At 67.1% G+C, this 19,103-nt stretch carries 14 protein-coding genes; 10 read left to right on the top strand and 4 right to left on the bottom strand.

Annotated elements, in window-relative coordinates; all coding sequences use genetic code 11:
- The first annotated feature begins 43 nt into the window (after positions 1–43).
- Positions 44–2,425, top strand: coding sequence for a Tex family protein (locus IWX65_RS05830; protein WP_334683685.1), 2,382 nt, complete (start codon positions 44–46; stop codon positions 2,423–2,425).
- A gap of 138 nt (positions 2,426–2,563) precedes the next feature.
- On the opposite strand, the gene IWX65_RS05825 is transcribed toward IWX65_RS05830, so the two are convergent.
- The gene (locus IWX65_RS05825) at positions 2,564–3,331 is read right to left on the bottom strand and encodes a transglycosylase family protein (protein WP_196881499.1); all 768 of its coding nucleotides are present in this window, start codon (positions 3,329–3,331) and stop codon (positions 2,564–2,566) included.
- Positions 3,332–3,677: 346 nt separating this feature from the next.
- On the opposite strand from IWX65_RS05825, the gene IWX65_RS05820 reads away from it, so the two are divergent.
- Positions 3,678–4,178 (top strand): acyl-CoA thioesterase, encoded by a 501-nt coding sequence (locus IWX65_RS05820; RefSeq protein WP_334683684.1) that lies wholly within the window; start codon positions 3,678–3,680, stop codon positions 4,176–4,178.
- 155 nt (positions 4,179–4,333) lie between these two features.
- On the opposite strand, the gene fdhA is transcribed toward IWX65_RS05820, so the two are convergent.
- Positions 4,334–5,551, bottom strand: coding sequence for a formaldehyde dehydrogenase, glutathione-independent (fdhA, locus tag IWX65_RS05815; protein ID WP_196821403.1), 1,218 nt, complete (start codon positions 5,549–5,551; stop codon positions 4,334–4,336).
- 169 nt (positions 5,552–5,720) lie between these two features.
- A complete protein-coding gene (locus tag IWX65_RS05810) occupies positions 5,721–5,978 on the bottom strand; it encodes a hypothetical protein (RefSeq protein ID WP_196881498.1) in 258 nt (85 codons plus the stop codon).
- Between the two features lie 227 nt (positions 5,979–6,205).
- Between IWX65_RS05810 and IWX65_RS05805 the strand changes: the two genes are divergently transcribed.
- The 8 genes from IWX65_RS05805 (at position 6,206) to IWX65_RS05770 (ending at position 15,687) form a co-directional block, all read left to right on the top strand.
- On the top strand, positions 6,206–9,058 hold the full coding sequence (locus IWX65_RS05805) for an aconitate hydratase (protein WP_196881497.1): 2,853 nt from the start codon (positions 6,206–6,208) through the stop codon (positions 9,056–9,058).
- Positions 9,059–9,195: 137 nt separating this feature from the next.
- Positions 9,196–9,861 (top strand): GntR family transcriptional regulator, encoded by a 666-nt coding sequence (locus IWX65_RS05800; RefSeq protein ID WP_196821406.1) that lies wholly within the window; start codon positions 9,196–9,198, stop codon positions 9,859–9,861.
- Between the two features lies 1 nt (position 9,862).
- A complete protein-coding gene (locus tag IWX65_RS05795) occupies positions 9,863–10,924 on the top strand; it encodes a nucleoside hydrolase (RefSeq protein WP_196881580.1) in 1,062 nt (353 codons plus the stop codon).
- A gap of 87 nt (positions 10,925–11,011) precedes the next feature.
- A complete protein-coding gene (locus IWX65_RS05790) occupies positions 11,012–11,839 on the top strand; it encodes an ECF transporter S component (protein ID WP_196881496.1) in 828 nt (275 codons plus the stop codon).
- 3 nt (positions 11,840–11,842) lie between these two features.
- Positions 11,843–12,595, top strand: a complete 753-nt coding sequence (locus IWX65_RS05785) for an energy-coupling factor transporter transmembrane component T (RefSeq protein ID WP_196881495.1) — start codon at positions 11,843–11,845, stop codon at positions 12,593–12,595.
- On the top strand, positions 12,592–14,157 hold the full coding sequence (locus IWX65_RS05780) for an ABC transporter ATP-binding protein (RefSeq protein ID WP_196881494.1): 1,566 nt from the start codon (positions 12,592–12,594) through the stop codon (positions 14,155–14,157). Before IWX65_RS05785 ends, IWX65_RS05780 begins: the two co-directional genes overlap by 4 nt.
- Before the next feature lie 55 nt (positions 14,158–14,212).
- Complete coding sequence (locus IWX65_RS05775; RefSeq protein ID WP_196881493.1) at positions 14,213–15,067, top strand: alpha/beta fold hydrolase; 855 nt, start codon at positions 14,213–14,215, stop codon at positions 15,065–15,067.
- Positions 15,068–15,078: 11 nt separating this feature from the next.
- On the top strand, positions 15,079–15,687 hold the full coding sequence (locus IWX65_RS05770) for a maleylpyruvate isomerase family mycothiol-dependent enzyme (protein WP_196881492.1): 609 nt from the start codon (positions 15,079–15,081) through the stop codon (positions 15,685–15,687).
- Positions 15,688–15,715: 28 nt separating this feature from the next.
- On the opposite strand, the gene IWX65_RS05765 is transcribed toward IWX65_RS05770, so the two are convergent.
- Complete coding sequence (locus IWX65_RS05765; RefSeq protein ID WP_196881491.1) at positions 15,716–19,009, bottom strand: DEAD/DEAH box helicase; 3,294 nt, start codon at positions 19,007–19,009, stop codon at positions 15,716–15,718.
- Positions 19,010–19,103 lie beyond the last annotated feature (94 nt).

The raw sequence follows: 19,103 nt of genomic DNA, 5'->3' as shown, positions 1-19,103 counted from the left end.
CGGGTATTCGTTCCACTCCGCGGAGTAAGGAACAATTGCACGAGTGAACCCCCGATCCCCGGCCCCGGACTCCGCCCTTTTCGACCAGCTCGCCCGCGAAATCGGAGTGCGGCCCTGGCAGGTCCGGGCAGCGGTGGAACTGCTCGACTCCGGCGCCACCGTCCCGTTCATCGCCCGGTACCGCAAGGAGCTGACGGGGACGCTCGACGACACCGACCTGCGCACCCTCGATGAGCGGTTGCGCTACCTGCGTGAACTCGACGAACGACGGCGGGCCGTCCGCGAGGCGATCCAGGCGCAGGGCAAGCTGACCCCCGAGCTCGACAGGCTCATCAACGCCGCTGACACCAAATCCAGGCTCGAGGACGTCTACCTGCCGTACCGGACGACGCGCCGGACCAAGGCCCAGGTGGCGCGGGAGGCCGGTCTCGAGCCGCTGGCCGACGCCCTCCTCGCCCGGCCTGCCCTTGAACCCGGCGTCGAAGCTCTGCGGTATCTCGGCGCTGCGGTGTCGACACCGGAGGACGCGCTCGCCGGCGCGCGTGCCATCCTTCTGGAGCGTGCCGCACAGAACGCAGACCTCCTCACCACAGCTCGGGAACGGCTGTGGAGCAAGGGCGTGCTTCGCTCCCGGGTGGCCAGGGAGCAGGAAGCGGGCGGCCAGAAGTTCCGCGACTACTTCGACTTCTTCCAGACTCCCGCATCAATGCCTTCCCACCGCGTCCTGGCATTGTTCCGGGGCGAGCAGGAAGGCGTGCTCGAGGTGAGTGTGCACGAGGCGCCGCCGTCCGATCCCGCAGCCCTCGTGGCGGCCCGCGCCGGTTTCGAGAACGCTGTCGCAAGAGCGCTCGGCGTGACGGACCGCGGACGCCCCTCCGACGCGTGGCTTCTACAGACCGTCCAGCAGGCCTGGCGGCGCATCCTCACCAAGCTCTCACTGGATGTCCGGGCGCGGCTTTTCGCGAATGCCGAGACCGAGGCCGTCCGGGTGTTCGCCGCGAACCTGCGCGATGTCCTGCTGGCGGCGCCTGCCGGAAGTCGACCGGCACTCGGCCTCGACCCGGGCCTGCGGACCGGCGTGAAAGTGGCAGTAGTGGACGGCACGGGCCGGGCGGTGGCCACCGAGACCGTCTACCCGCATGCGCCACGGAACAATTGGGAGGGCGCACTCTCGACGCTGGCCGGGCTGATCGAGAGGCACGATGTCGAGCTCCTCGCCATCGGCAACGGCACGGCCTCCCGTGAAACAGACAAGCTGGCCTCGGAACTCCTGCGTCGGATGCCGGAGCGAAAGCTCCAGAAGCTGGTGGTGTCAGAGGCAGGGGCCTCCGTCTATTCGGCCTCTGCACTCGCCTCGGCCGAGCTGCCGGGTATGGACGTGTCGCTGCGCGGAGCCGTATCAATAGCGCGCAGGTTGCAGGACCCGCTCGCCGAGCTCGTGAAGATCGATCCGAAATCGATCGGCGTCGGCCAGTACCAGCACGACGTGGCTCCCGCGAAGCTGGAGCGGTCCCTCGCCGCAGTGATCGAGGACTGCGTCAACGCGGTGGGAGTCGACGTCAATACTGCATCCCCTGCGCTGCTGGCCAGGGTTGCAGGCGTCGGAACGCTACTGAGCGAGAATATCGTCGCCCACCGCAACACGAACGGGCCGTTCCCGCGGCGCGCCGATCTCCTCAAGGTTCCACGGCTCGGTGCGAAAGCATTCGAGCAATGCGCGGGATTCCTGCGGGTGAGCGGCGGGGCTGAAGCCCTCGACGCCTCCAGCGTGCACCCGGAGGCCTACCCTCTCGCCCGCAGGATGCTTGCCGCCGCAGCGGGCTCCCCGGTTCGTACCCTCGATCCGCAGGAGTTCGTCAACGCTGATTTCGGCCTGCCGACGGTCCTGGACATTCTGGCGGAACTGGAGAAGCCGGCCCGCGATCCGAGGCCCGAATTCACCACCGCATCCTTCCAGGAAGGGGTGGAGCACATTTCGGACCTGATTCCGGGCATGATCCTCGACGGCGTGGTGACCAACGTCGCGGCCTTCGGCGCTTTCGTCGATGTGGGAGTGCACCAGGACGGCCTCGTGCACGTTTCTGCGATGGCGAACCGCTTTGTCAGCGATCCACACCAGGTGGTCCGATCCGGCCAGGTGGTGCGGGTCCGCGTGGTGGAAGCCGATACCGAGCGCAAGCGAATCGCCCTCACGATGCGCCTCGACGACGACGCCGCACGGGTGCCGGTTCGTTCGGGCGGGAACGGACGACGGCGGAGCGACGAGCCGGCCGCCGGCCCGGAACCGAAGGGCGCCGGGCGCCCAGGTGGCGCCGGCGTGCCGGCGACCGGGAAGGAGCGAAAGGCAGCTCCACGCCCTGGCGGGGATGGAGTACCGTCAACCGGGGCAATGGCGGAAGCCCTCAAACGCGCTGGCCTCGCGTAGCCGAGTCTTCCTCGGTGGTACGGATTGAGACCTATTGCGGGTTGGACGCAGAGAACCCCTGCTCCCGAAGGAGGCAGGGGTTCTCTATGGCCCGACGAACTGGATCAACCAGCCCGATGAGACGGTGGGGACTGTTCCCTAGGCGGGAAGCTGCAGTACGGCACCGGTGAAGATGAGGTCAGCGTGGATGACGGTGTCGGTATTGGCTGCATACAGAGCCTGCCACCCACCGGCCACGCCGAGCTTGGTGGCGATGATGTGGAGCGTATCGCCGGCCTGGATGGTGTAGGTCTCGCCGCTCAGCGCAGGAGCCGCGGCCACGGGAGTGTGAACGGGTGCGGCCACGGCGGCAGGAGCCGCGGCTACTGGAGTGTGGACGGGTGCGGCCACGGCGGCAGGAGCTGCCGCAACCGGAGCTGGCACGACGGCCTGGACGGGAGCCTGGGCCACGACGGGAGCCTGGGCTACGACTGGAGCCTGGGCCTGAACCGGAACCTGCGCTACCGGAGCGGGCGCCACGGCAGCGGCATTCTGCTGGAGTGAGACCTGGCCGGGAGCGGCTGCGCTACTCAGGCCGAGCTTGGCGGAGCAGGCAGGCCATGCGCCCCAGCCCTGACCGGCAAGAACGTTCTCTGCGACCTGGATCTGCGTCTCGCGGGATGCGTTCTGGGGCGCGCCCTGGCCGCCGAATGCCGCCCAGGTGGAAGGCGTGAACTGAAGCCCGCCGGAGAAGCCGTTTCCGGTGTTGATGCTCCAGTCTCCGCCGCTCTCGCACTGTGCGAGGCGATCCCAGTCGCTGGCCGGAGCTGCATTCGCGGAGCCTGCTGCGGCTCCGAGTGCGAGACCGGAGAGTGCGAGACCGGCAAGGCCGCGGCGCGCGTTAGTAACAAGTTTCTGATTCTTCATGGGTACGATGCTCCAAAAGGCCACCCGCACTCGTTCCGTCCCCGGAGTTCGTTGCGCCGCTGCTCACCCTTGACGTTTAGTGGTCTTGGTTGGCGACCGCCACATGAGCAGCATGCGGTGGAGGGCGGTGCCGGGCATATGCGATTGCGCGGTAACAACCGGCAACTTTGTGGGATCCCCTACCGGGGAACTTTCCTCACCCTAGAGCATAAGTCGATTGTTGCCAAACCGAGATCGAACGGTGCTTGACTTTGCGTTCGCTGACTGGGGATAAAGTGGCGAAAGTGTTACCCGTATGCCACACTGCCGCTGCCTGATGCGGCAAGGCCCTTATGCGGGGCAGGAAATGGGATACAACAGAGGGATGAACCCTGCCCCTCCTGCCGCGCTACGCTGCGCCATTGCGCTCCGGTGGAGCGACATGGACGCCTACGGGCATATCAACAACGTGCAGGTGCTGCGCATCCTCGAAGAGGCGCGGATCGCGGTCTTCGGCGCGCCGACAGGGACGGGGGCCGGGACCCTGGAGGCGCCGGCGGGGCAGGTGTCCCTGTTCTCGGGCATTGCGCACGGCGTGCAGGCGCTCGTCGTCGAGCATCGAGTGCGCTACACCGCCTCCCTCGAATACCGGGGCGCACCCGTTCTTGTGGACGTCTGGATCAGTGCCATCAAGCCGGCAAGCCTGACCATGGACTACCTGGTGGTGGACCCGGTGACGAACGAGATCTGCGTCAAGGCACAAACTGTACTGGCATTCCTGGACACGGCGACGGGCCGCCTGGAGCGCACCACCCCGCAACAGAAGGGGCTGCTGGCCGGTCTGCTCGGCGATTCTCTGTTCCGGTAGTTCAGCTCGGCTGCCTCGCACGTATCCGGCATCCGAAACCCCTGGGGCGCAACGGGAGGAGAGCAGGAAGGAGAAGCGGCCGGTTGGCCCACAGCCTTCGCTGCAGGCCAACCGATCCAGTGTGCTGCCCCTGCCGTGGGGGCGGCAGGGGAAGGCTACGCCGCTACATACCCGTGGGGGTCGAGGACGTACTTGGTCGCCGCACCGGCGTCGAACTCCTCATAGCCACGCGGCGCCTCGTCGAGACCGATCGCCTTCGCGTTCACTGCCTTCGCAATGGACACCTTGTCATGCAGGATCGCCATCATAAGCCCCCGGTTGTACTTCATGACGGGACATTGCCCCGTGGTGAAGGACAGGGATTTCGCCCACCCGGTGCCGAGGCTGATGGACAGCGAGCCCACCTTGGCCGCATCGTCCACCGCCCCGGGATCGCCCGTGACGTAAAGCCCCGGAATGCCCAGCGCGCCACCGGCGGTCGTGACTTCCATGAGGGAGTTCAGCACAGTGGCCGGGGCCTCGCTCGACGAGCCCGCGCCATGACCGCGCGCCTCGAAGCCCACCGCATCCACGCCGCAGTCGACCTCGGGAACCCCGAGAAGCTGCTCGATCTGGTCCCGGGGATCGCCCTTCGACACGTCGACCGTCTCGCACCCGAAACTGCGGGCCTGCGCAAGGCGCCCCTCGTTGAGATCGCCCACGATCACGACGGCGGCGCCCAGCAGTTGCGCCGACACCGCAGCCGCAAGGCCGACGGGGCCGGCCCCTGCGATATAGACCGTGGAACCCACTCCCACTCCCGACGTCACTGCGCCGTGGAATCCCGTGGGGAAGATATCGGAGAGCATGGTGAGGTCCAGGATCTTCTCGAGGGCCTGATCGCGGTCCGGGAACTTCAGCAGGTTCCAGTCGGCGTAGGGCACCAGGACGTACTCCGCCTGCCCTCCGACCCAGCCCCCCATGTCCACGTAGCCGTATGCGGCGCCGGGGCGCGCGGGATTCACGTTGAGGCAGATGCCGGTCTTGCGCTCCTTGCAGTTGCGGCACCGGCCACATGAGATGTTGAAGGGGACCGAGCAGATGTCACCCACCTTGATGAATTCGACGTCCGGCCCCACCTCCACGACCTCGCCGGTGATCTCGTGTCCGAGCACGAGGTCGGACGGCGCCGTGGTGCGCCCGCGGACCATGTGCTGGTCCGATCCGCAGATATTGGTCGTTACCGTCTTCAGGATGACGCCATGGTTGAGTTTCCGGCCGATATTCGCCGGGTTGACGCCCGGCCCGTCCTTGAGCTCGAAGGTGGGGTAATCAATATCGATGACTTCAACTTTTCCAGGTCCCTTGTAGGCAACGGCTTTGTTCCCAGGCATGTGATTCCCTTTTCTGTTGATCGCCGCCCGGCCTTACGGGGCCGGGGCAGAACTGAACCCCGGAGGCGACGGTCGAGGAATGCCTACCGACATCCAGCGGAGCATGGGCCCAAGATACCGCCTGGAGGGTAGCGCGAAGGTTGCATCGTCCGCGGCACCGGATCCGGTGTCAGGCCTCGGAGTCCCATTCCTCAGCACGCTCAACGGCATCCTCGGGGGAGAGGTCATCCTCGGAGTGCAGGGGTTTGCCGTCACCGGTGTAGCTGGCCGGGACCATGCCCCCCTCATGGTTGCCCTGCTGCTCCCGGATGTTGTCCGCGGGATGCCCGGAGTTCCCGCTGCGCGGTTCCAGAACATCCTCCCGCCAGTGGTGCACGGGAGCGCCGTCGTTATGGGTTCCGGGTGTTGGAGAGGGTGTCTTCGTCACAGTGATTCCCCTTTGGATGCGGTGTCGGTCGTGCTTCAGCCTAACCCCGAAGGCCCCGGCTTTTCAGGGACACCTTCGTCCGAGCCGGTTCGCAGCGAAATGCACCGGCACGCCGGAGGCGTGCTCCATTCGAGCCCTTCCGGACGGAATGTGTACGAATGTATACATTGCAGGGGATGCGTAATAGAATTGGAGACACACGACATTCCATTGAAGGGAGCCCTGTCATGACGACAGCGGATTCATTCGGCTCAAAGGGCACACTTGATGTAGCCGGCGCCGAGTACGAGATTTTCCGGCTGAATGCGGTGGAGGGCTCCGAGCGTCTCCCGTACAGCCTCAAGGTTCTGCTGGAGAACCTGTTGCGCACCGAAGACGGAGCCAACATCACGGCGGACCATGTCCGGGCGCTTGCCCAGTGGGACGCCGACGCACAGCCCAGTACCGAGATCCAGTTCACGCCGGCACGCGTCATCATGCAGGACTTCACCGGTGTCCCCTGCGTGGTGGACCTGGCGACGATGCGCGAAGCGGTGGCGGAGCTCGGTGGAGATCCTACCCGCGTGAACCCGCTGGCGCCCGCCGAGCTGGTCATCGACCACTCCGTCCAGATCGACGCCTTCGGCAACGCCGGTGCCCTCGAGCGCAACATGGAGATCGAATACCAGCGCAACGGAGAGCGGTACCAGTTCCTGCGCTGGGGCCAGACGGCGTTCGATGACTTCAAGGTGGTGCCGCCCGGAATGGGCATCGTCCACCAGGTCAACCTCGAATACCTCGCCCGCACCGTCATGACCCGAGAGGTCGACGTCGATGGAGTGAAAGTCCTCCGCGCCTACCCGGATACCTGCGTCGGCACGGATTCACACACCACCATGGTCAACGGTCTCGGCGTACTCGGCTGGGGCGTCGGCGGCATCGAGGCCGAGGCCGCCATGCTCGGCCAGCCCGTCTCCATGCTGATTCCGCGCGTCGTCGGCTTCAAGCTCACCGGTGAGATCCCCGCCGGTGCCACCGCCACCGACGTCGTGCTGACCATCACCCAGCAGCTGCGCAAACACGGCGTCGTCGGCAAGTTCGTGGAGTTCTACGGCGAAGGCGTTGCCGCAGTGCCGCTGGCCAACCGCGCCACCATCGGCAACATGAGCCCCGAGTTCGGTTCCACCGCCGCGATGTTCCCCATCGACGACGTCACGCTCGACTACCTGCGCCTCACCGGGCGTCCGGCGGAGAACGTGGCACTCGTCGAGGCGTACGCCAAGGAACAGGGGCTGTGGCACGACCCGTCGAAGGACATCCGGTTCTCGGAGTACCTGGAGCTCGATCTCTCCACAGTGGTCCCGTCGATCGCCGGTCCCAAGCGGCCGCAGGACCGCGTGGCGCTCACCAAGTCGAAGAGCCAGTTCCGCGAGGACCTGCGCAACTACTCCAATGATCCCGATATCGCCGAGGCTGCGAGGGGAACGGTGGACGAGGCGTCGGAGGAAAGCTTCCCGGCGTCGGACAGCCCGAGTTTCACCGCAGGCATGTCATCGACCACGATCGACGAGAACGCCAAGCCCCGCGAGACCGTGTCCGAGGAAGAAGGCCCCGCCAGCCGCCCGTCGAAGAAGGTGACCGTCTCCCTGAAGGACGGCCGCGAATTCGAGATCGACCACGGCGCGGTTAGCATCGCATCGATCACCTCGTGCACCAACACCTCCAACCCCTCGGTGATGCTCGCAGCCGCCGTGTTGGCGCGCAACGCGGTGGAGAAGGGCCTGGTCTCCAAGCCCTGGGTCAAGACTTCGGTCGCCCCCGGATCGAAGGTCGTCACCGACTACTACGAGAAGTCGGGCCTCATTCCCTACCTCGAGAAGCTCGGCTTCTTCGTGGTCGGCTACGGTTGCGCCACGTGCATCGGCAACTCCGGCCCGCTCGACGAGGAAATCTCGCAGGCCATCCAGGACAACGACCTCGCCGTGACCGCCGTCCTGTCCGGGAACCGCAACTTCGAAGGCCGCATCAACCCCGATGTGAAGATGAACTACCTGGCCTCCCCGCCGCTCGTCGTCGCCTACGCACTGGCAGGGACCATGGACTTCGACTTCGACACCGAGCCCCTGGGCCAGGACGAATCGGGGACCGATATCTTCCTGAAGGACATCTGGCCGAACCCGGTCGAGGTGCAGCAGGTCATGGACTCCTCGATCAACGAGGAAATGTTCACGGCCAGCTACGGAGCCATCTTCGACGGCGACGAGCGGTGGCAGTCTCTGCCCACGCCCGCCGGCGCCACCTTCGCCTGGGATCCGGAATCGACCTACGTCCGGAAGCCGCCGTACTTCGACGGAATGAAGCCCGAGGCCGAGCCGGTCGAGGATATCGACGGCGCACGCGTGCTCCTGAAGCTCGGCGATTCGGTCACCACCGATCACATCAGCCCCGCAGGCTCGTTCAAGTCCGACACCCCGGCAGGAAAGTACTTGCTCGAGAAGGGTGTGGAGCGCAAGGACTTCAACTCCTTCGGATCGCGCCGCGGAAACCACGAGGTGATGATCCGTGGCACTTTCGCGAACATCCGCATCAAGAACCAGCTCCTCGACGGAGTAGAGGGCGGCTTCACGCGGGACTTCTCCCAGCCGGATGCACCGCAGACCGCCGTCTACGACGCCACCGAGAACTACCGCGCGGCAGGAACGCCGCTCGTGGTGCTCGCCGGCAAGGAGTACGGATCGGGATCATCGCGCGACTGGGCAGCCAAGGGCACCGCCCTCCTGGGCGTCAAGGCAGTTGTCGCGGAGAGCTACGAGCGCATCCACCGCTCCAACCTCATCGGCATGGGAGTGCTGCCACTGCAGTACCCGGAGGGCCAGAACGCCGAAAGCCTCGGCCTCACCGGTACCGAGACGTTCTCGGTCAGCGGCGTGACCGAGCTGAACGAGGGCCGGACGCCGGCGACGGTCAGGGTCACCGCACGGCCGGAAAGCGGGAACGCGATCACGTTCGACGCCGTGCTCCGCATCGACACCCCGGGTGAGGCCGACTACTACCGGAACGGCGGCATCCTGCAGTACGTCCTGCGCCAGCTCGTCGGCTAGGAATCTCCTCGGCCAGGAACTCTGGGCAGGGCGGTGGAAGGCCTCTCCGGCATCCACCGCCCTGCCCCGTTCGTTCGGACGGAACACCATCGTCATCACCGGAGCGCCACCGCTCAACAGCACCCGAGGGAGGCACCATGGCTGAATCGACCGAGGTGTCGGCGCGGATGGACGGCGACGCGATCTTCCGGATCCTCCGTAACGAGATCCTCTCGGGAGTGCACCCGCCGGGAACGGCGCTACGGGAAGTGGTCGTGTCCGAGCGGTTCGGGGTCTCGCGCACACCCGTCCGCGAGGCGCTGAGCCGCCTGCAGCACGAGCGGCTCCTGGAGCGTGCGGCGCGCGGACTGCAGGTGCCGCAGATCGACCCCCAGGAGGTCATCCAGATCTACGACCTGCGCGTGATGCTCGAAGAGGAAGCCGCCGGTCAGGCGGCCCTCAACCGTGGAGCAGCGGACCTGATGCGGCTCGAGGCCCTCCTGGAGCGGGACCGTGCAGTGGTGGACCCGGATGACAACACCAAGGTCACCAACAACCTCGAGTTCCACACCACCCTGTGGGCGGCCGCCCGGAACCCGATCCTCATGGACCTGCTCCAGCGGCTCTCCACCCACCTCATCCATACACCTCGCTCCACGCTGTCCGTCGGGAACCGCTGGCAGGAAGTCCTCGGAGAGCATGACGCGCTCATCCGGGCGGTTGCCGAGCGCCGGGCCGACGACGCACGCAGCATGGCGAGGGTGCACATGGAAACCGCACGCGCCCTCCGGCTGCAGCTGCTGCGCACCTCGGCGGCAGGGTGACGTGATCGCCACGAAGACCACCCCGGACACGCGACTGCTGCTCGACGTCGACACCGGCATCGACGACGCCGTTGCCCTGCTGTACCTGATGGCGACACCCGGCGTGGCCCTCGAGGCGATCACCTGCACTGCCGGAAATGTCGGTGCAGCCCAGGTCGCAGCGAACAACCTTGCGTTGCTCGAACTCGGCGGCTGCGAGGGGGTCGAGGTTGCCCTGGGGAGCGAGGTTCCCCTCGAAGTGCCCCTCGTGACCACCGAGGAAACGCACGGGGACCAGGGGATCGGATATGCAGTGCTGCCCACCGCACGGCAGGAGGTCTCGGCACGCCACGCCGTCGACGTCTGGGTGGAGACCGTGCGCGCCCATCCCGGCGAGATCACCGGACTGATCACCGGGCCGCTGACCAACTTCGCCCTGGCCCTGAGGGCCGAGCCCCGACTGCCGGAGCTCCTTCGGGGCCTCGTGATCATGGGCGGCGCCTTCAACTATCCCGGGAACACCACTCCGGTCGCGGAGTGGAACGTCTCCGTGGATCCCCATGCCGCACGGGAGGTCTTCGCTGCGTACCGGGGGCTGCCGGAGGACAAGCTGCCGGTGGTGTGTGCACTGGAGACCACCGAGCGGATCGAGTGCCGGCCGGAGCACATCGACCGGCTATCCCGTGCAGCCGGTGCCGGAGGGGAACGCGTGTCCCCGGATGATGCCGCCGGCACACTGAGCACCAATGCGAACCCGGTGGTCGGCTGCGTGTCCGATGCCCTCCGCTTCTACCTGGAATTCCACCGGCTGTATGACCAGGGGTACGTGGCCCACCTGCACGATCTCTTCGCCGCGATGGTGGCAACGAACGAGGCGCGCTACACCACGCGCCTTGCCACGGTGGACGTCGAGACGGACTCACGGCTGACGATCGGGCAGACTGTCGGCGACTTCACCGGGATGTGGAGGCAGCCGCCGAACGCTCGGGTGGTCTCAGGGAATCACCCGGGAGAATGCTTCGACCTGATGATCGCCAGGCTTTCCGCGCTGGCCAGGACGCGGGGCGCCGACCGGCGCAGGTAAACTGGGTTCTGCCCGCGCATCGAGCGCGGTCGGCGCCGAGGTGACATGAGGTGCGGTACCCTTTCCCGACGTGCCTAAGGATTGCAAGTGAGTTCAGCCCTGACCCTGCCCCCCCAGCGGGAAACATCCCGTCCACGTCGCGCCCTGATCGCGGCCGGGGCCCTGCTCATCGCCGGGACGTACCTCTACCTGGTGCTGGTCCAGCCCGCCGACGTCGCGGGCGGCGGGGGGAGCGTGGCGTCCCTCGTCTCCCTTTTCGGTTTCCTGGGTGGCGGGGCGTTGCTGGTAGGCGGGATCCTTCCGACGCTGACCACGAGTTCGCTGGTGGTGATGCCCCTCGGCATCGCCCTGAACATCGCCATCGGACAGACCGCGGGGAGCCTCGGCCTGCAGATCTACCTCGACGCCATCGGGACCGTGCTTGTCGCAGTCCTCGCCGGGCCCGCTGCCGGTGCAGCGACCGGTGCGCTGAGCAACGCGATCTGGGGCCTGTTCAATCCCTTCGCGTTGCCCTTCGCCGCCGGTGCGGCACTGATCGGCCTGCTCGCGGGCACCGCCGCGAAGTACGGGGCTTTCCGGCGCGTCTACCTTGCACCGCTTGCAGGCCTCGTCGTGGGTGCGGTGGGCGGACTGGTCGCGGCGCCGGTGGCGGCATTCCTGTTCGGCGCCGCGGGTACGGTGGGCACGAATGCGATCGTCGCGGCCTTCCGTGCGATGGGAGATTCCGTGCTCGTCGCGGCGACGAAGCAGGGCCTGACCTCCGACACCATCGACAAGCTGATCGTGTTCACGCTCGTTGCGCTCATCGTGTACGCGCTGCCGGAACGCGCCCGGAACCAGTTCCCCTTCGTCCGGCGGAACCGGGTTCTTGCCGGCCGTGGCCCGGCAACCGCTGCGGGCGCTTCCGGGGGGTAGCGGATGCCCCGGCGCAGGATCTTCAACCCCCTCACGGAGCTGCTTGCGGCGGCCCTGGTGGTGGTCCTCGTGCTGGTCGTCAACCGCTGGCAGTTCTCACTCGCGGTCCTGGTAGCCGGAATCCTTCCTGCCGTCCTCCTGTCCGGCAAGCCTCGCAGTATCGGCCTCGCGCTCGCCGTCGTCGCGGCGCCCCTCCTCGTCTCATCGCTGGTACTTCACGGCCTGTTCTTCCCTGAAGGGACCTCGGTGCTGGCCCAGTGGGGGCCAGCACGGGTGACCGTGGAGGGGCTCGAGTTCGCGGCACTGACGGGGCTGCGCATGGCGGTGTTCTCGGGTGCGCTGCTCACCGTCATGATGACCGCGAGCATCCCGGAGCTGGTGTCCACGCTGACCCACCGCGGGTGGAACCGGAAGCTTGTCTTCGTCATCGGTTCGGCCGTGGGACTGCTCCCCTCCGTCGTGATCCGGGCCCAGCACATCCGCAAGGCCCAGGAGGCGCGCGGGCTGGTGGTCCGTGGCGGTCTTCGACGGGTCGAGGCGCTGCTCATGGTGAGCACACCGCTGGTGACAGGGCTGCTGGTCGACGCCTCCGAACGCACGCACATGCTTGAAGCGAGAGGATTCTCCTCGACCGTCCGGCGCACGAGTTACCTGCCTGACACCGACTCCGCAGCCCAGCGGGCAGCACGCTGGGCTCTGACGGGCGGCGTCGTCGTGTTCAGCTGCCTGTGGCTCGCGGTAGGCCCAGCGGCATGATCAGCCTCGAATGTGCGTCCCTCACCTACGACGACGGCCCCACCGTGCTCGCGGATATCGCGTTGACCGTCGAGGCGGGCGAACAGGTGCACGTAGTGGGGTCCTCCGGATCGGGGAAGACCTCGCTCGCTCGGCTGCTGGCAGGGCGGACCGGGGGCGACGCCGGAACGATCTTCCGCGGTGCGCTCACCCTCGGGGGGGTCCGCCTCGAATTCGGGGACGGAGCGCACCCGAGGATCGACCCTGCCGCGTGGAGCAGCCGGGTGGGCTATGTGGCGCAGGGCGCCTGGGGACAGCTGTCCATGATGTCCTCGACGGTCGCTGAGGAGATCGCCTTCGGACCGGCCAACTCCGGGATGCCTGCCGGGCAACTGCGGACGGCGGTCCAGGACATCGCGGCGAGGCTCCACCTGACGGATCTACTGGACCGGGACCCGCGGACACTTTCCGGCGGGCAACTGCAGAAAACCGTCATTGCGGCCGCACTGGCCGCCGAACCGCGGGTGCTGATCCTCGATGAGCCCTTCCAGGGCCTGGACGCCGGCGCCGCCGCCGATGTCGCGGCTGCCCTCGATCGGCTGAGGTCCGACGGTACGGGGCTGGTGATCTGCGAACCCATGGTGCCGAGACACCCACCGGGGGACGTCAGGGTCCTCGCCCTGGAGAAAGGGAGCCGCGTCTTCGAAGGGACACTCGCCGATGCCCGGCAGGCCGGACTGCGTCGCTACGGTATCGGTCTGGAGGGGGAGCCGCCCCGGCTGCGCTCCCGAAGCACTGCTTCCGGTCATCCGCACGATCCCGCTTCGGATTACCCCTCCGGAAAGTTCTCAGGTCAGCTCTCCAGCCGCCCTCCGGACGACCCCTCCGGCGTGCCGGAGGTCGGCCCGAAGGACGACGGCGTCCTCGCTGAGCTGCGGGGCGTTTCCTTCACCTACCCCGGGCCGGCAGCCGGAAAGCCGGCAGGAATCTCCGGGGTCGATTTTCGCCTCCGCCGCGGCGAGGTGGTGGCACTGCTCGGGCCCAACGGGTCGGGAAAATCGACCCTGCTCCAGCACCTCAACGGACTGCTCCGGCCCGCCTCGGGTTCGGTGTGGATCGACGGGCGGACGCTGGACCGCAGGCCGACAGGGGAACTCGCGGCAACGGTCGGGTACCTGTTCCAGAACACCGATCAGCAGCTGTTCGAGCGGACCGTCCTGCGCGAAGTGTCCTACGGGCCGAGAGCGGCAGGAAGGAAGCGTGGGGCCGCACTCGAGCAGGCCCGGCTGGCATTGGCGGAGGTGGGACTCCTCGAATACTCCGGGCTGCACCCGTACGAACTCGATTTCGTCCGGCGCCGCCTCGTGGCGGTGGCGTCGATGATCGCCACCCGGCCGCGGCTCTGGGCGCTCGATGAACCCACCGCAGGGCTCGACGACGTCGGCCGCAATCGAATGGGCGAACTCATCTGGGCCCATGCCGGCAGGGGCGGCGGCGTCGTCCTGGCCACCCACGACGTCGCTTTCGCCGACGCGGTGAGTGACCGCACCGTCATCCTGGAGGCCGGCAGGGTTCCCGCATAGCCGGCCGGGGCGCTACCCTCCCCGAACCGCCGTCCGGACAGTAGTGTGGGGAAGCATGGATGTCCTCAGGGAGCGCCGACGCACGGTGTCCGCGCAGGGAGCCGAACTCGCAGTCTTCGAGTACGGTATGGACCCGGACCCGTCCGTTCCCTCGCTGCTGCTGGTACATGGTTACCCGGACGATCACCGCGTGTTCCAGGACGTTCTCCGGGAACTCGCGACGACGCACCACCTGGTCGCCTATGACACCCGCAATGCCGGACAGTCCGTGGCCTCCGGGAAAACCGGGACATACACGCTCGCAGCCCTCGTCGATGATCTCTTTGCCGTCCTCGATGCCCTGGACTCCGCTTCGGTCCACCTGGCCGGCCACGACTGGGGATCGATCCAGGGCTGGGCCGCCATCCAGGATCCCCGTGCGGCCGGACGCATCACGGGTTTCACGAGTATTTCCGGCCCGGACCTGCGCCACTTCGGCCGCTGGCTGCGCGGGGCCGCCCGCACACCGCGGCGCTGGCCGCAGCTGGCGGGACAGCTGACGCGCAGCTGGTACGTCGCCGCGTTCCAGATTCCGCTCCTCCCGGAGGCCGCATGGCGGCTCCTCCTCACCCGACGGTATGAATTCGCTGTGCGTCGGAGCGTGGATGACAACCCCGGGCGCGGCCTGGCGCTGTACCGGACGAATTTGTTCTCGAGGGAGCCGCTTCCGCCGTTCGCCCGGGTGGCCATGCCCGTCCAGGTGGTGGTGCCCACCAAGGACCCGTTCCTTTCCCCAGCACTTGTCGACGGGCTGGATACCTGGATCGATGACCTCACGGTGCTCCGCGTCGAGGGCGGGCACTGGTGGCCCGCCACGCGGCCGGCGGACTTCGCCGAGGTGCTTCGTACCGGACTGTTGCCGCCGCAGTGAAGAGGAAAGCAGTGCAGCACAGCCGGGAGTTCGCTGACGCCTCGGCAGCATTCGTGGGCGTGGTCCAGGAGATCTCACCGGAGGACTGGGAACGGCCGGCCCTCGGGACGTGGTCGGTACGCTCCCTCGTGGGCCACACGTCCCGTGCACTGACGACGGTGGAGGAATACCTTGCGCTCGGCGAGCCGGATTCCCCAACGGTGGGCAGCGCCGAGGAGTACTTCAGCGCCTTCATCACCGGAGCCACCGATCCGGGACAGGTCGCCCGACGCGGTGTCGAGGCAGGGGAACGGCTGGGGTCGGATCCCCTCGCCGAGATTCTGGCGGCGCGGGAGCGGGCCCTCGCAGCGCTCGCCGCCCAATGTCCCGGGCGGATCATCGCGGTCCGCGGCGCCGCGCTGCCGCTCGGAGAATACCTGCGGACGCGGGTCTTCGAACTCGTCGTCCATTCACTTGATATCGCCCGGGCCATCAACGCCGTCGTCGACATCCCCCGGGCGCCCCTCGCCAGCACGGTGCTTCTCGCCGCCTCCATCGCGAGCGCAACGGGGTCCGGAGAGGTCCTGCTGGCCGCCCTGACCGGTCGCGGCGGACTGCCCTCCGGCTTCAGCGTGGTCTGACGGCTGGACCGCTTCGGCGTCGAACGGATCAGGCCTCGAGCAGGCCGCGGATGTCGTCGGCGGTCAGTGCGGAGCTGAACACGGCGTCGTCGTCCATCACCGAGGTGAACAGGGCGGCCTTCTGCTCCTTGAGCTTCATGACCTTTTCCTCGATGGTGCCCCTGGACACCATCCGGTAGACCATCACGTTCCTGGTCTGTCCGATGCGGTGCGTGCGGTCCACGGCCTGCGCCTCGGTGGCAGGATTCCACCAGGGGTCCAGCAGGAAGCAGTAGTCGGCCTCGGTCAGGTTCAGGCCGAAGCCGCCCGCCTTGAGGCTGATGAGGAACACCGGAGCCTTGCCGTCCTTGAACTTGTCGATGACCTCGCCCCGGCTGCGCGTCGAACCGTCAAGGTACGCATACTCGATACCCCGTGCGTCGAGCTGCGCCGCAGCCTTCTTGAGGTAGGACGTGAACTGGCTGAACACGAGCGCCCGGTGTCCCTCCGCGATCACGTCCTCGAGGTGCTCGAACAGCACCTCGAGCTTGGCGGACGGCACCCCCTCATGTTCAGGATCCACGAGCGAGGCATCGAGGCTCAGCATCCGGAGCAGCGTCAGCGACCGGAACACGATCATCCGGTTGCGGTTCAGATCCTCGATGAGTCCCAGCAGCTTCTGGCGCTCACGCTGGAGGTACGTCTCGTAGATGCGCCGGTGCTCGGGCGTGAGTTCCACCTCGAGCACCTGTTCCTGTTTGGGCGGAAGGTCGGACGCCACGGCTTCCTTGGTGCGGCGCATCATCAGCGGCCGGATGCGTTTCCGCAACCGGACCAGTGGGCGGTGGTCGCCGATCTTCTCGATGGGATTCCGGTAATCCTCGGTGAACTTGCGTGCCGAGGGGAACAGTCCGGGGGCCACGATGTTGAAAAGCGACCACAACTCCATCAGGTTGTTCTCCATCGGAGTGCCGGTGATCGCGAGCTTGAACGGGGTGTCGAAGTCCTTGGCGGCCTGGTGCACCTTCGAGGCACGGTTCTTCACGAACTGCGCCTCGTCGAGGATCAGACCGGACCACCCGGGCTCCTGATACGCAGGCAGGTCCAGCCGGAAGAGGGTGTAGGACGTCACGACGACGTCGGCGTCGCCCACCTGCACGGCGATCGGCACCCCCGAGGCACCCTGGGTGTCGCTGATCGCGACCACTTTCAGGCCGGGAGCGAAACGACGGGTTTCACTGATCCAGTTCGGCACCACCGAGGTGGGGGCCACCACCAGGAATGGCGCGTCGAGGAAACCGCTCTCCCTTGCGTGTTCGATGAGCGCGAGGGCCTGCAGGGTCTTGCCCAGTCCCATGTCATCCGCCAGCACCCCGCCGAGCTTGTGCCGCCAGAGGAAGGCGAGCCAGTTGAAGCCCTCCTTCTGGTACGGGCGGAGATCGGCTCTGATACCCTCGGGCTGCACCGTGGGCGCAACCTCCGTCAACTCGAGGAGGCCGCTGACGGAGTCGCGCCAGGACTGGGCCTGCACGGTGTCTTCGGCGAGCTCCTCCAACTCGGCCCAGAGGCCGGCCTGATAGCGGCTGATCTGGAAGCCGGTTTCCCACTCGTTCAGCGAGCGGGCTTCCTCGATGAGCTCACGAAGCTGGTCGAACACGTCCTGTTCCAGTGACAGGTAGCTGTTATCGACGAGCTTGAGCTTCTTCCGCCCCTGCGCGAGGGCGCGGAAGATCGAGTCGAAGGGGATCGTGCGGCCGCTGACGGTGACCATCACTCCGAGGTCGAACCAGTCCCGGTTGTCCGTCGCGACGGTGCTGATCGTCAGCGTCGGCGTCTCGGTGAGTTCCTGGTAGTCCGGCTTCTCGCCCACCACTTCCACCCGGATGCCGTCGATTGCTTCAAGGTGCGGGATCACGGTCTCGGTGAAGTCGACGGCCTGCATGTCCTCGAGCAGCAGGGATTTCAGCGGCATCGAGCCGAGGACCGCACGGGCTGCGGCGGCCAGCGAATCCTCGGCGTCGGGATCCCGGTAGCCGTCGTCGGGCCCTGGGCCGGACCCGACGGACGCACGCAGCGGACGGCGCTGCACCGCCTCGCCGAGCACGTAGGCGAAGTTCCACTCCAGTGCTACAGCGCCGTCGGGCCGGTACGCCGCGGTGAGCACGAGCAGCGGCGGCTCGATCTCGGGAAGTTCGACGCTGCCGTCGCTGCTGCCGACGGAAATGGAACGTCGCAGCAACGGATAGAACTCGGTGAGGAACAGCGGTGTCTCGTCCTGTGGGATGAGGACGGGCCGTGCGCGCTGAAGGAGATCGATGTCCTGTCTGGTGAGCTTCCTCGACGTGGGCGCCAGGGTGATCGTGGAATCAGGTGCGGCAGTGTAGATACCGTGGTTACTGATCACGTGCGCTGTTTCCGGCGGGCACGACTGCCCGTCGATGTCCAGGGCGGGCGTCAGCTGGAGCGTTCCGTTCTCGAGTGCTGTGGCGTCGAGCCTCAGCGTCGCCCGGTGCCCCAGTCCGATGGTGACGGACTTCTTGGAGCCGACGAATTCGATGCCGAGCCGCTGGGCCTCCTCGAGCAGGTGCCACAGCAGGGGGTTGCTGAACTCGTCGAGGTACAGCCAGGAATCGTTGTTGCCGAAGTAGTTGACGCCCGTCCCGCGGTGCAGTGCGGGAAACTGGGAGAACCACCGGTGCTGGTCGGGATCCAGCGTCAGGCCGTACGTCTGGTAACTGATGCTTCCCCAGGACAGGTTGTTCTTGATCCACTTGCCCTTGCCGTTCCGGCTGACGGGCCGTACGCCGAGGCGGCTGTTGAGCGTGCGCTGGCCCTGGCGGTCAGCCGCGGAACCCCACCGCTGCACTGCTACTTCGGGCGTGCGCAGTTCGAACTGGAGGCCGAGGGGCGTCGGCGACGACGTCGCAGCGGTGCCGGCGTCGTCATGCTGCCCGATCAGGCCGCCGAGTGATGCCTGCCAGCCGTCCGGCAGTTTGCGGGGCTCCGGCGCTGCCGAGGCTTTCTGCCGCGCGAGGACATGCTCGGTGTTGCTCTGGAGCGCGGTGGCCGCCACGTGCTTGCAGTCCGCGCCGACCGGGCAGCTGCAGTGGTTCTCGAGCGGCCGGAAGCGGCCGTCGCCCTTCACGCTGAGCCGCAGTTTGGTGCGGTAATCCGTGGGCGCGCTTCCGCGCACCCTGCCGGTCAGGATACTGGATTCGGCGTCCCACGCGAGGACGCTCACTGCGCCGTCCTTCGCGTAGGTCTGTCCCCGCTGGAACGCGGCACCTCCCACAATTCGGATGATGTCGGTGACATCGACCATGGGGTGGCTGGAATTGGGCATACTTTCATGCTCTCACGCGTCGGGAACGGACGGCGTCCGCGGGCTGTCCTTTCCGCTGTCAGCAATGGGATGCCGCATTCCCGTCGGGCTGTCA

The organism is Arthrobacter sp. CAN_A214 (genome assembly GCF_015751955.1).
Lineage (GTDB): Bacteria > Actinomycetota > Actinomycetes > Actinomycetales > Micrococcaceae > Arthrobacter_D.
This window is presented reverse-complemented; position numbering and strand designations above follow the sequence as displayed.